The sequence below is a fragment of the Paractinoplanes bogorensis genome (genome assembly GCF_018829635.1).
GTDB classification, from domain to species: domain Bacteria; phylum Actinomycetota; class Actinomycetes; order Mycobacteriales; family Micromonosporaceae; genus Actinoplanes; species Actinoplanes bogorensis.
In genome coordinates this window covers 188,109-207,792 of the sequence record NZ_JAHKKG010000013.1, presented here as the reverse complement: position 1 = coordinate 207,792, position 19,684 = coordinate 188,109, and the positions used below count along the sequence as shown (strand labels likewise).

Below are 19,684 nucleotides of genomic sequence, written 5' to 3'. Positions count from 1 at the left end.
GTCAGGGCAGACGGGCGAACCAGAACATCGAGGCGAGGGCGGCGATCAGCGCCAGCCCGAGCCCGATCCCGATGAACCGGGCCGACACGTCCCGCACCTCGGTCTGATAGCCCACCGAGCTGCCGATGTCGGCGTACGCGTTCTGCAGCTCCTCGGTGTTGGCCGCCTCGAAGTAGCGCCCCCCGGTCGCCGACGCCACGGCTTCCAGGGTCTCGCCGTCGACCGGCACCTGCTGTCCGTCGCCGATCGTGCCCGACGCCGTACCGAAGGAAATGGTGTCGACCGGAACGCCCAGCTCGCTGGCCATGCGCGCCGCCTCAGCCGGGTCCTGACCCGACGTGTTGGCACCGTCGGAGAGCACGATCACCCGGGCCGGCGGTACGTCTTCCGCAGCTCCCGCGTCGACCGAACGGACCTGCTCGAGGGCCGACGCGATGGCGTCCCCGATCGCGGTGCCCGCCTGCCCGGCCGAGCCGTCGGCGAGCCGGTCGATGCCCGCGCCGAGCTGGGTGCGGTCGGTGCCCGGCGGCACGAACACCGAGGCCTGCCCGGCGAACCCGACCAGGCCCACCTGGAACTGTTCGGGCAGGTCGTCGACGAATCCGCGGGCGGCCTGCTTGGCCGCGTCGAGCCGGTTGGGCGCGACGTCGGTGGCCAGCATCGACCGGGACACGTCGACCGCGACCAGCACGGTGGCCCGTTCCCGGGGCACCTGCACCTCGGCCTGGGGCTGGGCGAACCCGACGACCAGCAGGCCGAGCATGGCCAGGAACAGCGACGCGGGCAGGTGCCGCCGCCAGCCCGGGCGTTTGGGCGCGACCCGGTCGAGCAGTTTCAGGTTGGTGAAGCGGACGGCGTATCGGCTGCGGCGCCGCTGGGCGATCACGTACGCCACGGCCAGTGCGACGACTCCCAGCAGCAGCCAGAGCCGTTCCGGGGAGAGCCAGGTCATGATCTTGCCTTTCGTGCGGTGGACAGGCGCCGCCGCGCGTGCACGTGCCGCACGATGTCGGCGACCCAGTCCCGGTCGGTCCTCAGGGGAAGGTGAGCGGCACCGGCCCGCTTGACGGCCCCGGCGATGGTGGCCTGTTGCTGGGCCGCGGCCGCCGCGTAGCGTTCGCGCAGCTTGCGGCTGGCGGTGGGCACCTCGCGGCGGCGCCCGGTCTCCGGGTCGACCAGGGTGAGCAGGCCGACGTCGGGCAGTTCCTGTTCGCGCGGGTCGCCCACCTGCACGGCGAGCACCTGGTGGCGGGTGGCCAGCCGCCGCAGCGGCAGCTCCCAGTCGGGGGCGGCCGGGCCGAGGCCGTCGTCGTCGAGCCCGTCCAGGAAGTCGGAGACCACCACGACCAGGCCGGTCCGTGGGGTCTGCCGGTGCAGCGCCTCGATGCCCGCACCCAGTGGCACGGGTTCCTGGTTGCGCGGCGTGAGCATCATCGCCCGCAGCAGCGACAGCAGGGCCGTTCGTCCACCGCGAGCGGGATAACGGCGTACGCCGGAACCGGTCATCAGATGAGCCCCGAGCCGGTTGCCGTTGCCGAGGGTGAGGAAGCCGACCGCGGCCACCGCGGCCAGGGCCAGTTCCCGCTTCTCCAGGTCGGCGGTGCCGAAGTCCATGCTGGCGCTGGCGTCGACCAGCACGTGGGTGGCGAGCTCGCGGTCGGCGTCGACCGTGCGGACGTGCGGCACGGTGGTGCGGGCGGTGACCGCCCAGTCCATCCGGCGCACCTCGTCCTCGCCCGGGCGGTACTCCTTGCTGCCCGCGGGTTCGCTGCCGATGCCGGGGAGCAGTCCCAGGTACGAGCCGTGCAGCAGCCCGTCGAGCCGCCGCGTGATCATCAGTTCGAGCCGGCGGAGGCGGCGCTCCGGCACGAGTGCGGGCGCGAAGTCACCTTCGTTCACGCCGCCATCCCCAGGCCCGGGCCGCTGTCCTCCTGCTGCGGCGCGATGATCGGCAGCGGGACGGCGTCGATGATCCGGCGCACGATCTGCTCGGGCGCGACCCCGTCGGCGACCGCGTCGAACGAGAGCACCAGCCGGTGCGCGAGCACGTCCGGGGCGATCTCGAGCAGGTCGGCCGGCAGCACGTAGTCGCGGCCCCGGAGCAGGGCCAGGGCCCGTCCCGCGGCGACCAGACCGAGCGTGGCCCGCGGCGACGCCCCGTACGCGAGCTGGGCTGCGACGTCCGGCAGCCCGAACCGCTCCGGCTCGCGGGTGGCCAGGACGAGGCGTACGACATATTCGGCCAGCGCGTGGTGCACGAACACCCCACGGGCCCGGATCTGCATCTCGTGCAGCGTCACCGGGTCGAGCACCGGCATGGCCACCGGCCGCGCCCCGCCCATCCGGTAGAGGATGCCGAGCTCCTCCTGCTCGGTCGGGTAGCCCACGACCACCCGCATGAGGAACCGGTCGCGCTGAGCCTCGGGCAGCTGGTAGACGCCCTCGCTCTCGATCGGGTTCTGGGTGGCCAGGACCAGGAACGGTTTCGGTACGGGATAGGTCTTCCCGCCGATCGACACGTGCCCCTCGGCCATCACCTCGAGCAGCGCCGACTGCACCTTGGCCGGAGCCCGGTTGATCTCGTCGGCCAGCACGATGTGCGCCATGATCGGGCCGAGCTCGACGTCGAAGCTCTCCTTGCCCGCGCGGTAGATCCGGGTGCCGAGGATGTCCGAGGGCACCAGGTCGGGCGTGAACTGGATGCGGTGGAAGGTGCCGCCGACCGCGACGGCCAGGGTCTCGGCGGCCAGGGTCTTGGCCACGCCGGGCACGCCCTCGAGCAGGCAGTGCCCGCCGGCCAGCAGCGAGGTCATCAGCCGCTCGATCAGGCGGTCCTGGCCGACGATCACCTTCTTGACCTCGAACAGGGTCCGTTCGAGCCGGCGGTCCGTAACGTCTTCTGTCATGTGTCGATGACACCAATCGGCCCCGAAAGCCTGCCGAAGCCGAACCGAAAGAAAACCGAAGGACCCTGTGGACAGCCACTGTTTCGCCGGTCGCGGGCGCTAGCCTCCCGGACGTCCCTGGGTGGGCGGGGGAGGCGGCGGCTGCTCCGAAATCCAGGCAGGATGGGGGCATGACGTATCCACCACCGCAGTACCACGGGGAGACCGGAGAGTTCAGCGCCACCTATCGACCGGCGGCCACCGAGCCCGAGCTGGTCTATCCGAACAACGGCACCCGCGTGCACTACCTGTCCAGCGGCGCCTCGACGGGCGGGCTGTTCGGGCTCTACCGCTGGGAGTGCGGGCCCGGCGTCACCGGCCCCGACCCGCATTTCCACCGCTCGATCAGCGAGTCGTTCTACATCCTGAGCGGCAGCATGCGCATCTATACGGGCAAGGAATGGATCGACACCGAGCCCGGCGACTACGTGCATGTGCCGATCGGCGGCATCCACGCGTTCAAGAACGAGTCAGGTGCGCCGGCGTCGATGCTGCTGCACTTCTCGCCGGGTGCGCCGCGTGAGGGCTACTTCGAGGGCCTGGTGCGGGTCGCGCAGATGGAGCCGGAGGAACGCGACCAGTTCTATCTGGACCACGACAACACCTGGCTCGGCTGAACCGCGACAGCCCCGGTCAGCCCGGCATCATGTCGAACATGCCGGCGTGATGCCGGAGCCAGGTGCCCTTGCCCTGGCGCTTGGCCGCGTACATGGCGACGTCGGCCTCGCGCAGCAGTGAACTGACCACCGTGTCGGGGCCGGCGGCGGCGATGCCGATCGACGCCGCCGCCCCGGCCGCGCTCAGCGCCTCCAGGATGCGGGCCGCGGTCTGCTCGGCCTCCTCCGGCGTGCACTCGGTCAGCAGCACCGCGAACTCGTCGCCACCGAGCCGGGCCGGCACGTCACCGGTCCGCAGCGAGCCGCGCAGCCGGTCGGCCACCGCGATCAGCAGCGCGTCGCCGGCCGCATGGCCCATCGTGTCGTTGACCGCCTTGAACCCGTCCAGGTCGACCAGCAGCACCGACACCGACGCCGGGGATCCGGTCAGCGCCTGCTCGACCTGGTCATGGAAGTGCCCGCGATTGGCCAGCCCGGTCAGCCCGTCGAAGTGGGCCTGGTGCCGCAGCCGGCCCTCGTGCTCGCGCAGGCGGGCGATCAGCGCCTGGTTGTCGTGGAACGCCACCAGCTGACGCCAGGCGACCAGCCCGCAGATCAGCGCCAGCCCCACGACCACGCCCCACAGGCGGGCGTTGACGCCACCCGGCAAGGTGAAGGCGAGCACGCCGAAAGCGACGACCATGGCCCCGTACGGGAGAAGGCTATAGGGCTTACGGCGACGCTCGCCGAACGCGGACCGGCCGCCGCTGGCCAGGATCTGCTGGATGCGGGGACCGACGCTGATGAGCAGACTGGGCAGGAAACCGACGAACAGGGCCGGGGTCGACGACGGCGGCAGGAACATGACGACGCTCATCACGGCGGCCGCACAGATCATCGGGATGGCGGCCAGCTTGTGCATCGGCGCGTTCCCGCTCAGGATCATCCGGACCGACGCGAACGACGCCGTGATCGTCACGCCGGTCGCGGCGAGCACGGTGAGCATCTCGGTCGCCGTGTTGCCGCCGGGCGTCGCCAGTACGCACCACGCGACCACACCGCCGGCCACGAACACGGTGGTCGAGTCGAGCCAGAACCCGAGACGGTCGCGGCCCGACCGGTTCGGATGCGGGTGGGCCAGCATCGCGACCAGCACCGAGGTCAGCCCGAGCCCGAGACAGACCGTCTGCACCGTGCCGCCGGTCGTCGACCACTCTCCGGGCAGGAACGTCGACACCGCCTGCGTGCTGTCTCCGATCAGGAACAGCACACCGACCGCGGTCAAAACCCGCCAGAACCGCCGGATCGCCCCGGCCGCCAGTTCCGCCACCCGCCAGGAGCACAGCGCGAGCATGAGGTCGAGCGCCGGCTGGAACATCCAGAACACCCGCACCTGCCACACCGTGTGCCCCGCGAACACCGCGAACAGCACGAACACCAGTGCGGTCCAGCCGAGCGAGCCCAGCAGGTAACGGTCGCGACGCAGCAACGACAGCACGCCGCGCGTGCCGCCCTGTGCCGAGTCGCCCATGGCCGCTTGTATCGACACCGCCGGGCCCGTGTTGAGAAAAGGTCCGCCGTGTGAGCCATCAGGCTCCCGTAATCGAGCCGCGGCTCGAATGACATAGGTCAACGGATTCTGGCCATACACTCGCGGGGTGCATCGGATCGTTGTGCTTGCGCTCGACAACGTGGTCGCCTTCGACCTGTCCACGCCCCTCGAGGTGTTCGACCGGGTGCGGCTCGACGACGGCTCCCGTCCCTATGACGTACGGGTGTGCGCCCCCACGCCCCGCGTCCGCACCCGCACGTTCACCATCGAGGCCGACCACGGGCTGGACGCCCTGGAGACCGCCGACACCGTCGTGATCCCCGGATGTCACGAGCTGCCTCACGGCGTACCGGAAACGGTGTTGACTGCTCTGCGCACGGCCGCGGCTCGCGGCACCCGGATCGCGTCGATCTGCGCCGGCGCCTTCATCCTGGCCGCCACCGGACTGCTCGACGGCCGCCGCGCCACCACCCACTGGCTGGGCGCCGCCGAGTTCGCCCGCCTGTTCCCGCTGGTCGGCCTGGATCCCGGCGTCCTCTACGTCGACGAGGGCCAGTTCCTGACCTCGGCCGGGGCCGCCGCCGGGCTCGACCTGTGCCTGCACCTGGTCCGCCGCGACCACGGCTCGGCCATCGCGGCCCAGGCCGCCCGCCTCTCGGTGATGCCGCTGGAACGCGAGGGCGGCCAGGCCCAGTTCATCGTCCCGCCGCAGCCGCCCGCCCCGCGCGGCTCGGAGATGGAACCGCTGCTGCGCTGGCTCGACACCAACGCCGACCGTGACCTGACCCTGGACGAGATCGCCACCCGGGCCGGGATGAGCACCCGGACCCTGAACCGCCGGTTCCGCGACCAGACCGGCACCACTCCCCTGCAGTGGCTGCACCTGTCCCGCATCCGCCGGGCCCAGCACCTGCTCGAGACCACCACCCACCCGGTCGACCGGATCGGCTCACAGGTCGGGTTCGGCTCACCGACGGCGTTCCGCGACCGCTTCAAACGCGTCGTCGGCACCAGCCCGCACAGCTACCGGAGGAGCTTCCGCTGATGGAAGAGCTGGAACGAAGGCGATTGAGGGCTCTGGTCGAGGCGGACACCGCCACCCTGGAGCACCTGCACGCCGACGACTTCGTGCTGGTCAACCCGGGCGGCGGCGAGTGGGACCGGGCGTTCTATCTCGGCGGCATCGCCGACGGGTCGATCGACTACCGCCGGTTCGAGGCGGTGAGCCCGATCCAGGTGCTGGCCGGCGACGACCTGGCCGTGGTGCGCTACCGGTCCGCGATCGAGATCTCGGTCGACGGCGGCCCGGTCGTCGCGCTCGACGCCTGGCACCTCGACTGCTACCGGCGCGACGACGGGTGGCGCTGCGTCTGGTCGCAGGCCACCCGGGCCGGGGACTAGGCCGGGGACTAGCCCGCGGACGGGGTCTCGAGGATGGCCTCGCCGGCCAGTTCGATGCGTACCGTCTTGCCGACCAGGACGCCGCCGCTCTCCAGGACCACGTTCCAGACCAGGCCGTAGTCCGCGCGTTCGAACTCGGCCCACGCGCTGAACCCGAAGATGTCGCGGCCGTACGGGTCGCGGCGCGCGCCGCCGTATTCGACGTTGAGGTCGATCGGGCGGGTCACCGCCTTGATGGTGAGCAGGCCGTGCACGGTGAACTTGCCGCTCGGCTTGGCCGCGGGCAGGGCGGCCGGGTTGGGGCGCCGGGACAGCGGGTTGTCGCGCAGCCGGGCCCACAGGAAGATCGCGTCGTTGTTCTCCTGCCACTCCACGCTCGTGCTGCGGAAGTCGAGGGTGGGGTAGCGCCCGACGTCGAGGAAGTCGGGACTGGACAGGTGGGTGTCGCGTTCCGGGTTGTGCGTGTTGAGGCTCGTGGCGTCGATGCTGGCGGTCACCGACGAGCGCGCCGGGTCTTCGGCCACATGAATGGTGGCGCTCCCCCGGGCGAATTCGCCGCGGACCGGGCTCACCATCATGTGCTGGGCGTGGAAACCCAGCCGTTTGTGCGCCTCGTCCAATTTGTACACACCCGGGTCGGGAATGGTCAGGCCGTTCCACTCACGGATCGGTCGGTCGACCATGGCTACGCTCCACCCCTCGGACGAGTCAGTTCAGAATGCATTCTCCGAATTCAAAGGATCTTAGGGCCCGAAGTCGTGTAGTGGGCCCCCGGTCGGACACTCTGGGTACGGACGGGCAGGTCAGTGGCCTGGAACACCGTCTCAATCGTGGGGTGATGACCGATTTATACGGCGACCGGCGTCACAGTTCCCAGCTTTTCGTGACGCACTGTTTTATTCATCGAAACACAAACGATGCGGGTGACGATGAACACTCGTCCCAAAATCGCTTATCGGCCATTGAGGACAGAGCCGGTGAGTTCCACCGATCGCACCCGATCCGCCTGTTCCGACGCGTGGTGCGCGGTGATCAGCTCATCCGCGCCGGCCTCGGACGCGAACTTCAACAGATATTCGCCGACCTCGTCGGGCGTGCCGGTCGCGGTGTACCGGGTCATGCCGGCCAGCGAGGCACCGGCCGGGGAGGCCAGGAAGGCGTCGATCTCGGCGTCGGTGAAGTTGCCACCCCGGGCACCACGGCTGATGAAGGCCCGGGTGCGGGCGCGGTAGGCGCGGACCCGCTGGTCCTCCGCCTCCTCGCTGGTGGGCGCGGCGAAGACGTTCACCCCGGCGATCACGTACGGCGTCTCGAGCTGGGCCGACGGGCGGAACGTGTCGCGGTAGACGGCCACCGCCTGGTGCAACGCGTCGGGGGCGAAGTGCGAGGCGAACGCGTACGGGAGGCCCAGCTGGGCGGCCAGTTGAGCACCGAACAGCGAGGAACCGAGGATGTAGAGCGGCACCGGCCCGTCGGGAGTGGGCACCGCCTGCACACCGGGGATGCGCGTGTGGCCGGTGAGGTAGCCGTTGAGCTCGAGCACGTCTTGCGGGAACGTGTCGGCCGAGCCGTTGTCGCGGCGCAGGGCGAGCATCGTGTTCTGGTCGCTGCCGGGCGCGCGGCCCAGGCCGAGGTCGATGCGGCCGGGGAAGAGCGTGGCCAGGGTGCCGAACTGCTCGGCGATCACCAGCGGCGAGTGGTTGGGCAGCATGATGCCGCCGGCGCCGAGGCGGATGGTCTCGGTGTGCGCGGCCACGTAGCCGATGACGACGCTGGTCGCGGAGGACGCGATGGTCGGCATGTTGTGGTGCTCGGCGTACCAGACCCGCTCGTATCCGCTGCGTTCCGCCGCCCGGGCCAGCGCGACGCTGCCCTGGAAGCTCTCGCGGGCGGTCTGGCCCTTGCTGATGGGTGCGAGATCGAGAATCGAGAGTTTCGGCACGATCCCGAAGCTACTCCCCGGTCCTTACATCGGCGATGTGCGCCGGAACACGTCGAGCACGAACCATTCGTCCTCGTGGTGCACGATCCGCGACAGCTCGGGCCGGGCCGCGATGACCGAGTGCACCTGCGCCCCGTCGTAGCCGCCGCTGTTACGGAAGTGCAGCGAGACGAGATCGCCGTCCGAGTCGAGCATCCGAACGAAGCCGTCCAGCGCCGCAGCGAGGTCGCCGGCCGAGAAGTAGTAGAGAAGGTCGGCCACGACGATGAGGTCGAACTCACCGGACGGGAGCTGGGCCGGAAGGTTGGCCACTTCCACGCGTACGTGGGAAAGGTCCTTGAGAAACGCACGCGCCTGGTCGACGGCCGACGGCACCGAGTCGACGGCCAGCACTTCGTCACAGCGTGCGGCCAACATTGAAGTGAACAACCCGATCGAGGCCCCGGGCTCGTAGGCGCGGCGATAGTGCGCGCGCGGCAGGCTGGCCAGCGTCACCGCATATTTCCGCTGGTTGTGCCACTTGGACGCGACGTCCCAGGGGTCGTCCTTGGCCTCGTAGAGCCCCAGGAAGTGATCCAGCGACACGGTGTCGGCCGGCGGTCGGGCGTCGTCGAGTTCCACGCCGAAAAAGATACTGGAGCCGCCGCGACCTGCCGATAGGGGCCGACATGGCACGACGCGGCCGCCGGGACGACGGCTTCACGATGATCGAGGTACTGGTCAGCGTCTCGATCATCTCGGTCGTGATGCTGTCGCTGTCGTCGTTCTTCGTGATCAGCATGCGCATCATCCACCAGCAGGGTGACCGGCAGGCCGCGATCCAGGCCGCCGGCGACGCCATGGAACGGGTCCGCGCCCTCCAGGTCAGCGCCATGCTCACCGGACGCGACAAGTCGAGCTCGCTGGCCCAGTGGAACGACCCGGTGACCGGCGTGTCCGGCCTGCTCACCGACACGATGGAGTTCGACGAGTCGGCCCCGGCCGGCAGCGGTGCCACCGCCGCCCTGCCCACCACCGCCCGGTCGCTGCGGCTGAGCGGGATCGAGTACCGGCAGAACTGGTACATCGGGTCGTGCACGCGGAACACCGACGGCTCCTGCTCGGCCAGTGGCACCGGGCCCGCGTTCTACCGGGTCATCGTCGCAGTCACCTGGACCGACAAGTATTGCCGGGACGATGCCTGCTCGTACGTCACCTCGGAGCTGATCGCCAGGAACACCGAGGAGCCGCTCTTCAACCCGAACGACGGATCATGAAGCGCGACGACGACGGCGTCACCCTGATCGAGGTGCTCGTCGCGATGCTGATCATGACGGTGGCCGGCGCCCTGGCCACCACCGCGATCGCCCAGATCTACCGGTCGACGAGCCATGTCGAGGCGTCGTTCGAGGCGCAGCGCCAGATCGAGACCATGTACACGCGGCTGGACACCGAGATCCGGTACGCCCGCAGCATCAGCAACCCGGGTCAGGTCGGCCGCGACTGGTACGTGGAGTACCTGCTCAGCTCGGGCAGCGCCGACACCTGCGTCGAGCTGCGCCTGAACAGCACGACCCGCGAGGTGCAGCGTCGCACGTGGACCAAGAACGCGGTCCCGCTCGCCCCGTCGCGATGGACCGTGCTGGCCACCGACATCGTCGCGACCACGCCCTTCACGGTCGTCGCGGCCGACCGGAAGAGCCTGACCGGCTCCCGCTATCAGCGGATGACGCTCGCGATGAGGTCGGTGGCCGGTGGCGGCCGGGCGAGCTCGACACAGGAGACCGACGTGACCTTCACCGCGCTCAACGCGACGTCCACCGCCGACGACGTCTCCACCTGTACCGAAGCCCGCGGAGTGGCGTCGTGAAACGTGATGACCACGGCTCGATGCCCCTGGCCATGCTGGTCGTGGTCGTCGGCCTGACCCTCAGCGGCGTGCTCGGCACGATGGTGATCAGCCAGATCGGCAGCGCCGGCTACGACGCGCGGCGGGTGATGGCGCTGCACGCGGCCCAGTCCGGTCTGGAGGCCGGCCTCGGGCAGATCCGCGCCTCGACCAGACTGAACCGCGACGGCGAGACCCGCGGCGACCGGACGAAGCTGCAGTGCGACCCGATCACCGGCTCGGTCGGCAACGGCAGCACCGGCACGTGGAGCGTGTCGGTCGCCTATTACGACGCCGACCCGCAGGGCCACGGGACCGACGCGACCTGGCTGAGCGCGCACCGGATCCCCTGCACGCCCGCCGACGGCCCCCGGGACGTGCCGTCGTATGCCGCCTTCACGTCCGTCGGCACCGCTTCGTACCAGGGCCGGATCTCCCGGCGCACGCTCACCGGCACGTACGTCTTCCACCTGGAGAACGCCAACATTCTCGGCGGGCTGATCCACGTCTACCGGGGCGACACCACGCTGAACGACCTGTGCATCGACGCCGGCTCGGGCGAACCGGCCGCCGCCGTCCCGGCCCGTCTGCAACTGTGCAGCGCGGGCAGCACCGCGCAGACCTGGGCCTACACCTCCACGTTGCAGATCCAGCTGGTCTCGTCACAGACCAAGGCGCTCCCGTACGGGATGTGCCTGGACGCCGGAAGCACACACGCCACCGGCGCGCAGGTCCTCCTGCAGCCGTGCCAGACGACGCGGCCCTCGCTCTACCGGCAGATGTGGAGCTTCAACGACTCGGCCAACCTGGTCGGCGCGAACAGCACGGGCACCGACGTGGACGGCTTCTGCTTCAACGTGCAGACCGCCGACACGCCGGGCAGCTACCTGATCATCACCAGGTCGTGCAACGGCTCGTACAACAACGTGAGCACCTTCTCGGCCGATGCCAACGTGGGCGCCGGGCAGGCCGCCTCGGACGTCGGCCGGTCGATCGGCCAGCTGATCAACTACAACCAGTTCGGCCGCTGCCTGGACGACACCGGCGCCAACCCGAACGCGACCCACATGATCGCCTGGCCCTGCAAGCAGAACCCGAACCCGAACAAGGTCTTGTGGAACCAGCGGTACACGCTGCCGGCGTTCCCCGGCGACTCGGACAAGTCGATCAACGCGACCGAGGCCAACCACGCCACCGGCACGATCACCATGACCTACACGGCGGTCACCTACTGCCTGCAGAGCCCGCTGTCGACGGCGCTCTACAAGTACGTGACCACCAAGGTCTGCGACGGCACCCCGGCTCAGCAGTGGACCGTTTACGGCCGCACCAAGCTGTACGCGACGAGCTACATCATCAGGGACGTCAACGGCAAGTGCCTGCAGCCACGGGACCCGGCGGCGAGCCCGCCCGACCTGTTCCAGGCGGTCAACCAGATCAGCAAGATCTATGTCGCCGACTGTGACGGCTCCACGCTGCAGAAATGGAACGCCGACAAGAACGTGATCGAGGCGCTGGCGCTCAAGGACATCAACGAGAACCCGGCGACGGCGAACTGATAACCTCACGCGCCGATAGCGAGGCCTGGGGAGGCGTTGTGGGGCGTAGGTGGGGCCTGGCCACAGCGGCCGCTGTGGTGACCGTCGTGCTGGCCTTCAGTGGTTTCACGCAGTGGGCCATGGCCGACGCCGGGCTGCACGATGTCGGCCTCCCCCGGGTCACCGGTGCGCCGGCCGAGTCGCCCGTACGGACGAAAATCCGCGCGACGAGGGTGGAGAACGGCCCGCTCTGGTCCGGCGGTTCGCAGCGGGGCGCCGGACGCCACGTGGTCACCCTCCGCACGCTCGAAGATCTGACCACGCTGAACCTGACCGTCCGGATCGCGCCCGCCGACGAGCTGAGCCTCGGTCAGGTCACCACCACCGTGCCCGGCAACCGTGTCGTCATCTCGGCCGAGACCCAGGACGACGCGCTGCTCTACCACCTGGCGCTGCGCCACGAGCACGTCCTGCCCGCGGGCGGCTACGACATCACGGTCCGCTTCGGCGGCGCCGCCAAGGACCGGGATGCCGTCGGTGACACGTACGAGGTGTACGCCGACGCGAGCCGCCCCCTGCACGTCTACGGCGACTTCCTCCCGACCGGCACCGATCCGTCCCGCCAGTCGTAGAGCAGGTCCGCCGCGCCCGGGGCCGGACCGGGGCGGCCGAACAGCCAGCCCTGCCCGCGGTCGCAGCCCAGCGTGCGCAGCAGGTCGGCGTGCTGCGCGGTCTCCACGCCCTCGGCCACCGTCACCAGCCGCAGGCTGCGGGCCAGGTCGACCACGGCCCGCACGAGGGCGGTCTGCTGGGCGTCGGACGAGTCGTCCGGCATGAACGACCGATCGATCTTGAGGATGTCGATCGGCAGGTCCCGCAGATAGGCGAGCGACGAATAGCCGGTGCCGAAGTCGTCGATGGCCACCCGGACCCCGTCGGCGCGCAGCCGGGTCAGGTGGGCCAGGGTCAGCTCGGCGTGTGCCCCCGACCGCACCAGCACCCCCTCGGTGATCTCCAGGACGAGTGCCTCCGGGGGCAGCCCGCTGCCGGTCAGGGCCCGGCGCACCACGTCGGCGAAGTCGGGCTCGGCCAGCTGCCGGGGTGACACGTTGACGCTGATGGTCGTGCCGTAGGTCGGGTACCACGGCGCGGCGTCGGCACAGGCCTGGCGCAGCACCCACTCCCCCAGCCCGACGATCAGCCCGCTGTCCTCGGCGGCCGGGATGAACCGGTCCGGCCCGATCGGGTCCTGCCCGGGCGGCGTCCAGCGGACCAGCGCCTCGAACGCGACCGGCGCACCCCCGCGCAGCGCGACGATCGGCTGGTAGTGCACGGTGAACTCGCCCGCCTCGAGACCTTCGCGCAGGCGTTCCACCGTACGGATCCGCTCGGCCTGCTCCCGGCGCAGCCGCGCGTCGAACACCTCGAACCGGTCCCGGCCCTCGGCCTTGGCCGCGTACAGGGCCAGGTCGGCGTCGCTGAGCAGCTGGTCGGCACCGGCGCCGTCGTCCCGGCGGCGGATCCCGACGGTCCCGGTCATGTGCAGCACGTGCCCGCTGACCTCGATCGGCCGGCGCAGGGCGGCCAGCACCTCGCCGGCCCGGGACTCGGGGGCCAGCAGGACGAACTCGTCGCCGCCGAGCCGGACCAGCGTCTCGCCCGCCCCGGCCACGGGCAGCAGCCGCTCGGCCACCGCCACCAGCAGCTCGTCGCCGATGGTGTGGCCCAGCCGGTCGTTGACGTCCTTGAAGCCGTCCAGGTCGAGCAGCAGCAGCGCCTGGTCCGGGGGCGCGCCGGCCAGCTGCTGTTCGAGCTGGAGCCGGTTGGGCAGCCCGGTCAGCGTGTCGTGCACGGCCATCCGCCGGATCGACTCCTGCATCGCCTCCTGCTCGGCCGCGCGCTCCTCGGCCACGTGCGTGGCCAGGGCCATCCGCAGCACCAGCAGCACCGACACGATCCCGGTCAGCAGGAGCGGCACAATGACGTCGTCCGGGTCGAGGCCGGCCTCGTCCCAGCGGCGGAGAATGGTGTACAGCGTCGTGGCCGGCCCGACCACCACCAGGGCGACGTTGAGCGGGACGGTGCGCCAGGCGTGCACCCGGGCCGCGGTCGCCGGGGCGGGCGCGCCCGCGGCCGGATGCAGGACGGCCAGCGCGATCAGGACGAAGGCGACGCACCAGCCGGCCATGCTCAGCACCGGACCGGCGATCCATCGGCCGTGCATGACCGCGAGGAAATACTGGACGTCGGAGAGCGCGATCACGAAGGTGGCGAACAGCACCACGGCGTGGACCCGGGTGAACCGGGCCTGCACGACCAGCAGCCGCAGGGCCATGCCGGCCAGCAGCGCGTCGATGAACGGCAGCAGCTCCATCGAGGGGGTGGCGACGCGGATCGCGGCGTCGTGCACGTACGGGTCGTAGAGCAGCACCCAGGCCAGCACCAGCGCGGTGATCAGCACGATGCCGGTGTCGGTGAGCCGGGCCCAGCGCGAGATGCCGGTCCGCCGGTCGGGCAGCAGGGTGAGCCCGATCGCGATCTGCGGATAGGCCAGGCCGTAGAAGACGTCGACGATCGAGACCTCGTCGCCGTGCGGCGGATAACTGCCCGGAGCGGCCGCCCAGATCAGGGTGCCGATCGTCGAGCAGGCCATCGCCGACGTCAGCAGCCACCAGGCGACCGGGCGGGCCGGACGGTTGCGGCGGATGCCGATCGCCACCGCCACCGTCGAGCTGCCGGCGGCCACGGCGTAGGTCAGGAGCTGACCTTGCAGGGGCAGGAACCAGCCGGCGACCAGCAGCGGGACGGCCAGCAGGGGCCACCACCACGCTCGGCCAACCATTCCGACATTTTCTCGCGGCAAGCCCGACAGGTAGGGCCAAACGGGCAAAGTGTGGCCCGAACCCCCCGCTGCATCGATGAGTCTCGCTATCGTCCGCGTCGTGAAACGAGCCTTCGCAGCCGCCCTCACCGCCGCCGCCGTCGTCGTGTTCGCCGCGCCCGCTCCCGCGTTCGCGGCCGACAGCTCCTACCGGACCCTCAGCTCCGCCACCAACCCCGACTGGATGCGGGGACTCCCCGACGCGACCAGCCTGGCCGCGCTCTCCATTCCCGGGACGCACGAGACCCTGTCGATCCACGGCGGGGCGCTGACCCAGACCCAGGAGAACTACGGCGACAGCGCGCACACGCTGACCGCGCAGCTGCGGGCCGGGATCCGGATGATCGACGTGCGGCTCCGGGTCAACGCGGGCAACACCTTCACCATCCACCACGGCGCCACCTATCAGAACGCCAACTTCGACGACGTGCTGGCCCGGCTGGCCGAGTTCCTGGCCGCGCACCCGGGCGAGACGGTCGTGCTGCGGCTCAAGCAGGAGTGCACGGGGCAGATCGGCTCCTGCACGGACGCCGGCGGTCAGCGTGCGTTTGCTGACATCTTCGACGCGTACGCGGGAAACCGCTCCTCGCTCTTCTGGACGCCCTCGGTGAGCCGGTCGGCCGCGGCGGACACCCCGACGCTGGGCCAGGTCCGCGGCAAGCTGGTCCTGGCGGTGCTCAACGGTCCGCGTGGCGGGGTGATCGAGCGCTATGGCCTGGCCCAGTTCGCCGGCTGGCACGACGGCTCGTCCGAGTGGGTGCAGGACGAGTACAACGTGCCCAACGTCGGTGCCATCGCCACCAAGCGCGATCAGGTGCGCCGCTTCCTGGACCGGACCAGCGCCGGCGACCGCTCGAAGATGTACGTCAACTTCGCCAGCGGGGCCAGCATCTTCGCCCAGCCGCAGCAGGTCGCGGGCGGCGCGTTCGGCGTGCAGGGGGTCAACCCGTTCCTGCTCACCTACCTCAACGAGGGCCCGGAAGTGCACACCCCGGTTTCCCGTACGGGCGTGATCATGCTCGATTTCCCCGGCGGCGCCCTGATCAACAAGATCATCTCGTACAACTGAGGAGCATTTACCTTTCCCGTACGTCGTCCTGACCGTCATCGATGCACGGCGGCCTAGCGTCGCCACGATGAGGATCGCACTGTTCCGGGCCGGGGCGGCGCTGGCAGCAGCCGGACTGCTGATCGGCGCCTGCACCGGCCCGTCGAAAGCCGAGTCCCAACCGGGTCGCCCGAACGTCGTCCTGGTGCTCACCGACGACCTGTCCATGAACCTCGTCCAGCACATGCCCAACGTGCGGGCGCTGGCCGGCGACGGCACCACGTTCGCGCAGTACACGGTGACCGACTCGCTGTGCTGCCCGTCCCGGTCGTCCATCTTCACCGGCCGCTACCCGCACAACACGGGGGTCTTCACCAACAGCGGCGACGGCGGGTTCGGCGTCTTCGCGAAGGAGCAGGAGAAGGACACCTTCGCCACCACGCTGCAGGCCGCGGGCTACCGCACGGCGATGATGGGCAAATATCTCAACGGCTATCAGCCCGGCCGCGACGGCGTGCGCCCCGGGTGGACCGAGTGGGACGTCGCCGGCAACGCCTACGGCCAGTACAACTACGACCTCAATGAGAACGGCACGGTCAAGCACTACGGGCGGGACTACCTGACCTCGGTGCTCGAGCGCAAGGCGACCGACTTCATCACGTCGTCCGGCGACGACCCCTTCCTGCTCGAGGTGTCGACGTTCTCGCCGCACGGCCCCTACACGCCGGCACCGCAGGATGTCGATGCTTTCCCGGGCCTGAAGGCGCCGCGCGGGCCGTCGTTCGACAAGCTGCCGGCCGACGCGCCGTCCTGGCTGGCGTCGCGCCCGCCGCTGACCGAGCAGGAGAAGACCACGATCGACCGGGTCTACCGCAAACGGGCCCAGTCGGTGCTGTCCATCGACCGGATGCTCGGGTCGCTGCGACAGACCCTGGAGAAGACCGGGGTGGCCGACCGTACGCTCGTGGTGTTCAGCTCGGACAACGGTTTCCACCTGGGCGAGCACCGGCTGGCCGCGGGCAAGCAGACCGCCTTCGACCACGACGTGCACGTGCCGCTGATCATGGCCGGGCCGGACGTGCGGGCCGGCGCCACGGTCGACGCGATGGTGCAGAACATCGACCTGCGGCCGACCTTCGAAGAGCTGGGCGGGGTCAAGCCGGGATCGGCGGTGGACGGGAGCAGCCTGGTTCCCCTGCTGCGCGACGGCGCGGCCGACGGCTGGAAGACCACCGGGCTGGTCGAGCACCACGGACCGGGCGTGGCCCCCGACGACCCCGACAAGCAGAACAAGGCCAGTGGCATGCCGCCGACCTACACCGCCCTGCGGACGCCGGACTACACGTATGTGGAATACGCGAACGGCGAGAAGGAGTACTACGACCGCCGGACCGACCCAGACGAACTGGCCAACAAGGCATCCTCCTTGCCGGCCGAGCGTGTCGCCGAACTGCACGCCGAGCTCATTCGTCTGTCGACCAGCAGTTAGAGCTCAGCGGCGGGCCATGGCCTCGGCGGCGAAGTGCATCAGCTGCTCGGCCGCCGCGGCCGGGTCGGGGTCGGCCTCGGGCAGCGACGACGACACCAGGCAGCGCTCGAGCAGCAGCTCGACCAGGGCGGCCCGGTTGACCACGGCGTCGGCGTCGATCGCGCCGGGCAGGATCCGGACCTCGACCGTGTCGCGGATCGGGCGCTCGGCGAACAGCTGGGTCAGGTTGATGTCGAAGAACTTGGTCAGTTCGCCGTCGTCGGCGGCCTGACGGAGCTCACCCCACCCGGGCCGGCCGGCCGTGGCGGCGACCAGCGGCTCGGGCAGCGGGGCGAGGCGGCGGCAGGCCGGGTTGGTCTGCAGCAGCGCCCGCAACGGCTCACGCCAGCGCGCGAACAGCCGCACCACGTTGGCCAGGGCCTCGGGCCGGCGGAACGGGCCGCCGTCGAAGTGCAGGTGCACGGCAGCCTCGTGCGGAACGGTGAAGCCGAGCTCACGGGCCGGGCCGAGCAGCTCGTCGAGGGCCTCGTGATGGTTCGCGGCCAACGGCGGCGTGACGATCTCGCAGGGCCGTTCCCGCTCGCCACCGGCCGGGGCGGCCAGCGCGATCGTGCTGCCGCCGGCGTCGTCGAGCCGGACGACGTCGCCGATCAGCTCGGGTTTGACGTCCCACAACGCGGCCGCCGGGTCGAGCACGGTGTCGAGCGGCGCGGCCGGATCACACCGTGAAGCCAGCAGGCCGAGCAGGCGGGAATCGTCGCTGAGCACGCGGTACCAACCCGGTGGGGCCGGAGTGCGCGGGTCAAGGCCGTCGATCAGGGTGATGTCGTCGACCAGGGTGCACAGCGGGCTCCCGTCCGGCCGGTCGACCGCGAAGCCCAGCGTCAGGTTGAGGAAGCGGCCCAGGCCGGGTACCAGCGACGGTTCGCTGTCGCGGTGCCAGACCGGGCGGACCCGGCCGCCGGTGCGGGCGGCCAGGTCGTCGGCGAGGCTGCGCCGGCTGACTCCCGCGGGAGCCATCAGCTCGATCTCGAAGCCGATGCGCCGGCGCAACCCCGGGGTCACGGCTGGATCGGCAGGGTCTGACCGGCCAGGATCCGCTTGCCGCCCTCGACCTTGGCACCCCAGGCGTCCTTGAGGTTCCAGATCTTGGCCAGCTTCACCGCGTCGGAGACGTCGTAGCCGGCCCGGAAGAAGGCGTTGGCCCGCTTCTCCTCCAGGGCCGCCGTGACGTTGGCCTTCTGCGGCTTGACCGGCAGCGTCTGACCGGCGAGCAGGCGCTTGCCGGCCTCGAGCTTGGCGTCGGACGGGTCCTTGATGTTCCAGATCTTGGCCAGCTTCTCGGCCTCGGTCCAGGAGTAGCCGGCCTCGAAGAACGCCCGGAACTGCTTCTCCTGGGTCGGGGAGATCGTCTCCTCCTCGACCGGGGCGTCGGGCGACGGCTGGATCGGCAGGGTCTCGCCGAGCAGCAGGCGGCGGCCGGCCTCGGCCTTGACCGCGATCCGGTCGTCGTCGCTCATCTTCCACAGCTTCGCGAGCTTGCCCGCGTCGTCGTAGCCGTAGCCGGCCTCGGTGTAGGCGTCCAGGTTTTCGTTCTCGGTGCTGGGAGACGCGGACGCCGAGGTGGCGGGCGCGGCGGCCGGCAGCCCGGCCGCCGTGTTGGTGACGGCCTGGTTGGCCGGCAGGAACGCGGGCAGGTTGATCGCCCCGGCGATGAGCCCGGCACCGAGCACGCCACCGGCGGCGATCTGGGCGCCCCGCCGGCGCCGCTTGTACTTCAGGGACAGCTCCTGCACGCGGGCGTAGACCGCGGCCGGGTCGGGGGTGTTGTGTTCGTTGGACTCAAAGGCCTCGCGCAGCTGATCGCGGTGCGGCTGCTCAGTCACGACTTCTCCTCGGCGGGAATGCGTTCCATGAGCTCCGGCGAGAGCCGGAGCGTTTTCAGTGCCCTCGAGGCGTGGCTGCGCACCGTCGCCGGTGAGCAGCCCAGCAGGTCGGCGATCTGGTCGTCCTCGAGCTGCTCGTAATAGCGCAGCACCAGGACCGCCCGCTGTTTCCGGCCCAGCGTCGCCAGGCGTTTCCAGAGAACGTCGGCCATGACGACACCCTCGGCGTGGTCGCGCACACCACCCCGGGCATCGTCCAGGTCGATCAGCCTTTCCCCGACCGCGTGCACGTGACGGACGGCCCAGCTGCGTCGCCACGACAGGTACTCGTTGAGCACCATGCGCCGTACGTACGCCTCCGGAACTTCCGCCTCGCTTATCCGCCGCCATCGCACCTGGGCCCGGGCCAGCACCTCCTGCACAATGTCCTGAGCCAGGTCACGGTTGCCGGTGAGGACGACCGCGTAGCGCAGGAGACTGGGGAGCCGGGCCATCGCGAACTGCTCGAAGGTCACAAACACTCAGACGCACCCCGTACC

20 protein-coding genes are annotated in these 19,684 nt (G+C 70.4%); 9 read left to right on the top strand and 11 right to left on the bottom strand.

The features are described 5' to 3' along the window. Position 1 precedes the first annotated feature (1 nt). The 3 genes from KOI35_RS36685 to KOI35_RS36675 are packed head-to-tail and all read right to left on the bottom strand — an operon-like array spanning position 2 to position 2,906. Positions 2-952 (bottom strand): VWA domain-containing protein, encoded by a 951-nt coding sequence (locus tag KOI35_RS36685; RefSeq protein ID WP_215793295.1) that lies wholly within the window; start codon positions 950-952, stop codon positions 2-4. After that, complete coding sequence (locus KOI35_RS36680) at positions 949-1,899, bottom strand: DUF58 domain-containing protein (RefSeq protein WP_308121312.1); 951 nt, start codon at positions 1,897-1,899, stop codon at positions 949-951. Before KOI35_RS36680 ends, KOI35_RS36685 begins: the two co-directional genes overlap by 4 nt. Then, positions 1,896-2,906, bottom strand: a complete 1,011-nt coding sequence (locus tag KOI35_RS36675; protein WP_215793294.1) for an AAA family ATPase — start codon at positions 2,904-2,906, stop codon at positions 1,896-1,898. Before KOI35_RS36675 ends, KOI35_RS36680 begins: the two co-directional genes overlap by 4 nt. Positions 2,907-3,076: 170 nt before the next feature. Here KOI35_RS36675 and KOI35_RS36670 point away from each other — a divergent pair, with 170 nt between their 5' ends. Then, the gene (locus KOI35_RS36670) at positions 3,077-3,562 is read left to right on the top strand and encodes a cupin domain-containing protein (protein ID WP_215793293.1); all 486 of its coding nucleotides are present in this window, start codon (positions 3,077-3,079) and stop codon (positions 3,560-3,562) included. 16 nt (positions 3,563-3,578) lie between these two features. Here the strand turns inward: KOI35_RS36670 and KOI35_RS36665 are convergent, their stop codons facing one another. Further along, positions 3,579-5,072, bottom strand: coding sequence for a GGDEF domain-containing protein (locus KOI35_RS36665; RefSeq protein WP_215793292.1), 1,494 nt, complete (start codon positions 5,070-5,072; stop codon positions 3,579-3,581). Between the two features lie 127 nt (positions 5,073-5,199). Between KOI35_RS36665 and KOI35_RS36660 the strand changes: the two genes are divergently transcribed. Further along, positions 5,200-6,138 carry a GlxA family transcriptional regulator gene (locus tag KOI35_RS36660; RefSeq protein ID WP_215793291.1) on the top strand — a complete coding sequence of 313 codons (939 nt, stop codon included), beginning with the start codon at positions 5,200-5,202 and terminating at the stop codon, positions 6,136-6,138. Beyond that, a complete protein-coding gene (locus KOI35_RS36655; protein WP_215793290.1) occupies positions 6,138-6,494 on the top strand; it encodes a nuclear transport factor 2 family protein in 357 nt (118 codons plus the stop codon). The genes KOI35_RS36660 and KOI35_RS36655 overlap by 1 nt, the downstream gene beginning before the upstream one ends. An 8-nt stretch (positions 6,495-6,502) precedes the next feature. Here KOI35_RS36655 and KOI35_RS36650 read toward each other — a convergent pair whose 3' ends face one another. The 3 genes from KOI35_RS36650 to KOI35_RS36640 form a co-directional block, all read right to left on the bottom strand. Next, complete coding sequence (locus KOI35_RS36650) at positions 6,503-7,177, bottom strand: YceI family protein (RefSeq protein WP_215793289.1); 675 nt, start codon at positions 7,175-7,177, stop codon at positions 6,503-6,505. Between the two features lie 269 nt (positions 7,178-7,446). Continuing rightward, the gene (locus KOI35_RS36645) at positions 7,447-8,436 is read right to left on the bottom strand and encodes an LLM class flavin-dependent oxidoreductase (RefSeq protein WP_308121311.1); all 990 of its coding nucleotides are present in this window, start codon (positions 8,434-8,436) and stop codon (positions 7,447-7,449) included. Between the two features lie 24 nt (positions 8,437-8,460). Further along, positions 8,461-9,057, bottom strand: coding sequence for an SAM-dependent methyltransferase (locus KOI35_RS36640; protein WP_215793288.1), 597 nt, complete (start codon positions 9,055-9,057; stop codon positions 8,461-8,463). 47 nt (positions 9,058-9,104) lie between these two features. Here KOI35_RS36640 and KOI35_RS36635 point away from each other — a divergent pair, with 47 nt between their 5' ends. From KOI35_RS36635 to KOI35_RS36620, 4 genes are read left to right on the top strand one after another with little or no spacing between them, the layout of a single operon-like run. Further along, the gene (locus KOI35_RS36635; RefSeq protein ID WP_215793287.1) at positions 9,105-9,692 is read left to right on the top strand and encodes a prepilin-type N-terminal cleavage/methylation domain-containing protein; all 588 of its coding nucleotides are present in this window, start codon (positions 9,105-9,107) and stop codon (positions 9,690-9,692) included. Continuing rightward, positions 9,689-10,285 carry a prepilin-type N-terminal cleavage/methylation domain-containing protein gene (locus KOI35_RS36630; protein ID WP_215793286.1) on the top strand — a complete coding sequence of 199 codons (597 nt, stop codon included), beginning with the start codon at positions 9,689-9,691 and terminating at the stop codon, positions 10,283-10,285. The genes KOI35_RS36635 and KOI35_RS36630 overlap by 4 nt, the downstream gene beginning before the upstream one ends. After that, the gene (locus KOI35_RS36625) at positions 10,282-11,862 is read left to right on the top strand and encodes an RICIN domain-containing protein (protein ID WP_215793285.1); all 1,581 of its coding nucleotides are present in this window, start codon (positions 10,282-10,284) and stop codon (positions 11,860-11,862) included. The genes KOI35_RS36630 and KOI35_RS36625 overlap by 4 nt, the downstream gene beginning before the upstream one ends. A 38-nt stretch (positions 11,863-11,900) precedes the next feature. Next, on the top strand, positions 11,901-12,473 hold the full coding sequence (locus KOI35_RS36620; protein WP_215793284.1) for a hypothetical protein: 573 nt from the start codon (positions 11,901-11,903) through the stop codon (positions 12,471-12,473). Here KOI35_RS36620 and KOI35_RS36615 read toward each other — a convergent pair. Beyond that, positions 12,425-14,683 carry a putative bifunctional diguanylate cyclase/phosphodiesterase gene (locus tag KOI35_RS36615; RefSeq protein WP_215793283.1) on the bottom strand — a complete coding sequence of 753 codons (2,259 nt, stop codon included), beginning with the start codon at positions 14,681-14,683 and terminating at the stop codon, positions 12,425-12,427. The two genes, KOI35_RS36620 and KOI35_RS36615, sit on opposite strands and share 49 nt — an antisense overlap. Before the next feature lie 100 nt (positions 14,684-14,783). Between KOI35_RS36615 and KOI35_RS36610 the strand changes: the two genes are divergently transcribed. Together KOI35_RS36610 and KOI35_RS36605 are read left to right on the top strand one after the other, a co-directional pair. Beyond that, on the top strand, positions 14,784-15,791 hold the full coding sequence (locus tag KOI35_RS36610) for a phosphatidylinositol-specific phospholipase C (protein ID WP_215793282.1): 1,008 nt from the start codon (positions 14,784-14,786) through the stop codon (positions 15,789-15,791). A gap of 67 nt (positions 15,792-15,858) precedes the next feature. After that, positions 15,859-17,259 (top strand): sulfatase family protein, encoded by a 1,401-nt coding sequence (locus KOI35_RS36605; protein WP_215793281.1) that lies wholly within the window; start codon positions 15,859-15,861, stop codon positions 17,257-17,259. Between the two features lie 3 nt (positions 17,260-17,262). On the opposite strand, the gene KOI35_RS36600 is transcribed toward KOI35_RS36605, so the two are convergent. The 3 genes from KOI35_RS36600 to KOI35_RS36590 are packed head-to-tail and all read right to left on the bottom strand — an operon-like array spanning position 17,263 to position 19,660. Then, positions 17,263-18,324: an amidoligase family protein gene (locus KOI35_RS36600; RefSeq protein WP_215793280.1), complete on the bottom strand. Its 1,062-nt coding sequence runs from the start codon at positions 18,322-18,324 to the stop codon at positions 17,263-17,265. Beyond that, complete coding sequence (locus tag KOI35_RS36595) at positions 18,321-19,145, bottom strand: hypothetical protein (RefSeq protein ID WP_215793279.1); 825 nt, start codon at positions 19,143-19,145, stop codon at positions 18,321-18,323. Before KOI35_RS36595 ends, KOI35_RS36600 begins: the two co-directional genes overlap by 4 nt. Continuing rightward, positions 19,142-19,660, bottom strand: coding sequence for a SigE family RNA polymerase sigma factor (locus tag KOI35_RS36590; protein ID WP_308121322.1), 519 nt, complete (start codon positions 19,658-19,660; stop codon positions 19,142-19,144). Before KOI35_RS36590 ends, KOI35_RS36595 begins: the two co-directional genes overlap by 4 nt. Positions 19,661-19,684: the final 24 nt, after the last annotated feature.

What these genes read in the sequence shown, in the direction of transcription:
- KOI35_RS36685 (WP_215793295.1), bottom strand. Translation starts at nt 952, where the DNA reads ATGACCTGGCTCTCCCCGGAACGGCTCTGGCTGCTGCTGGGAGTCGTC.
- KOI35_RS36675 (WP_215793294.1), bottom strand. Translation starts at nt 2,906, where the DNA reads ATGACAGAAGACGTTACGGACCGCCGGCTCGAACGGACCCTGTTCGAG.
- KOI35_RS36670 (WP_215793293.1), top strand. Translation starts at nt 3,077, where the DNA reads ATGACGTATCCACCACCGCAGTACCACGGGGAGACCGGAGAGTTCAGC.
- KOI35_RS36665 (WP_215793292.1), bottom strand. Translation starts at nt 5,072, where the DNA reads ATGGGCGACTCGGCACAGGGCGGCACGCGCGGCGTGCTGTCGTTGCTG.
- KOI35_RS36655 (WP_215793290.1), top strand. Translation starts at nt 6,138, where the DNA reads ATGGAAGAGCTGGAACGAAGGCGATTGAGGGCTCTGGTCGAGGCGGAC.
- KOI35_RS36650 (WP_215793289.1), bottom strand. Translation starts at nt 7,177, where the DNA reads ATGGTCGACCGACCGATCCGTGAGTGGAACGGCCTGACCATTCCCGAC.
- KOI35_RS36635 (WP_215793287.1), top strand. Translation starts at nt 9,105, where the DNA reads ATGGCACGACGCGGCCGCCGGGACGACGGCTTCACGATGATCGAGGTA.
- KOI35_RS36630 (WP_215793286.1), top strand. Translation starts at nt 9,689, where the DNA reads ATGAAGCGCGACGACGACGGCGTCACCCTGATCGAGGTGCTCGTCGCG.
- KOI35_RS36615 (WP_215793283.1), bottom strand. Translation starts at nt 14,683, where the DNA reads ATGGTTGGCCGAGCGTGGTGGTGGCCCCTGCTGGCCGTCCCGCTGCTG.
- KOI35_RS36605 (WP_215793281.1), top strand. Translation starts at nt 15,859, where the DNA reads ATGAGGATCGCACTGTTCCGGGCCGGGGCGGCGCTGGCAGCAGCCGGA.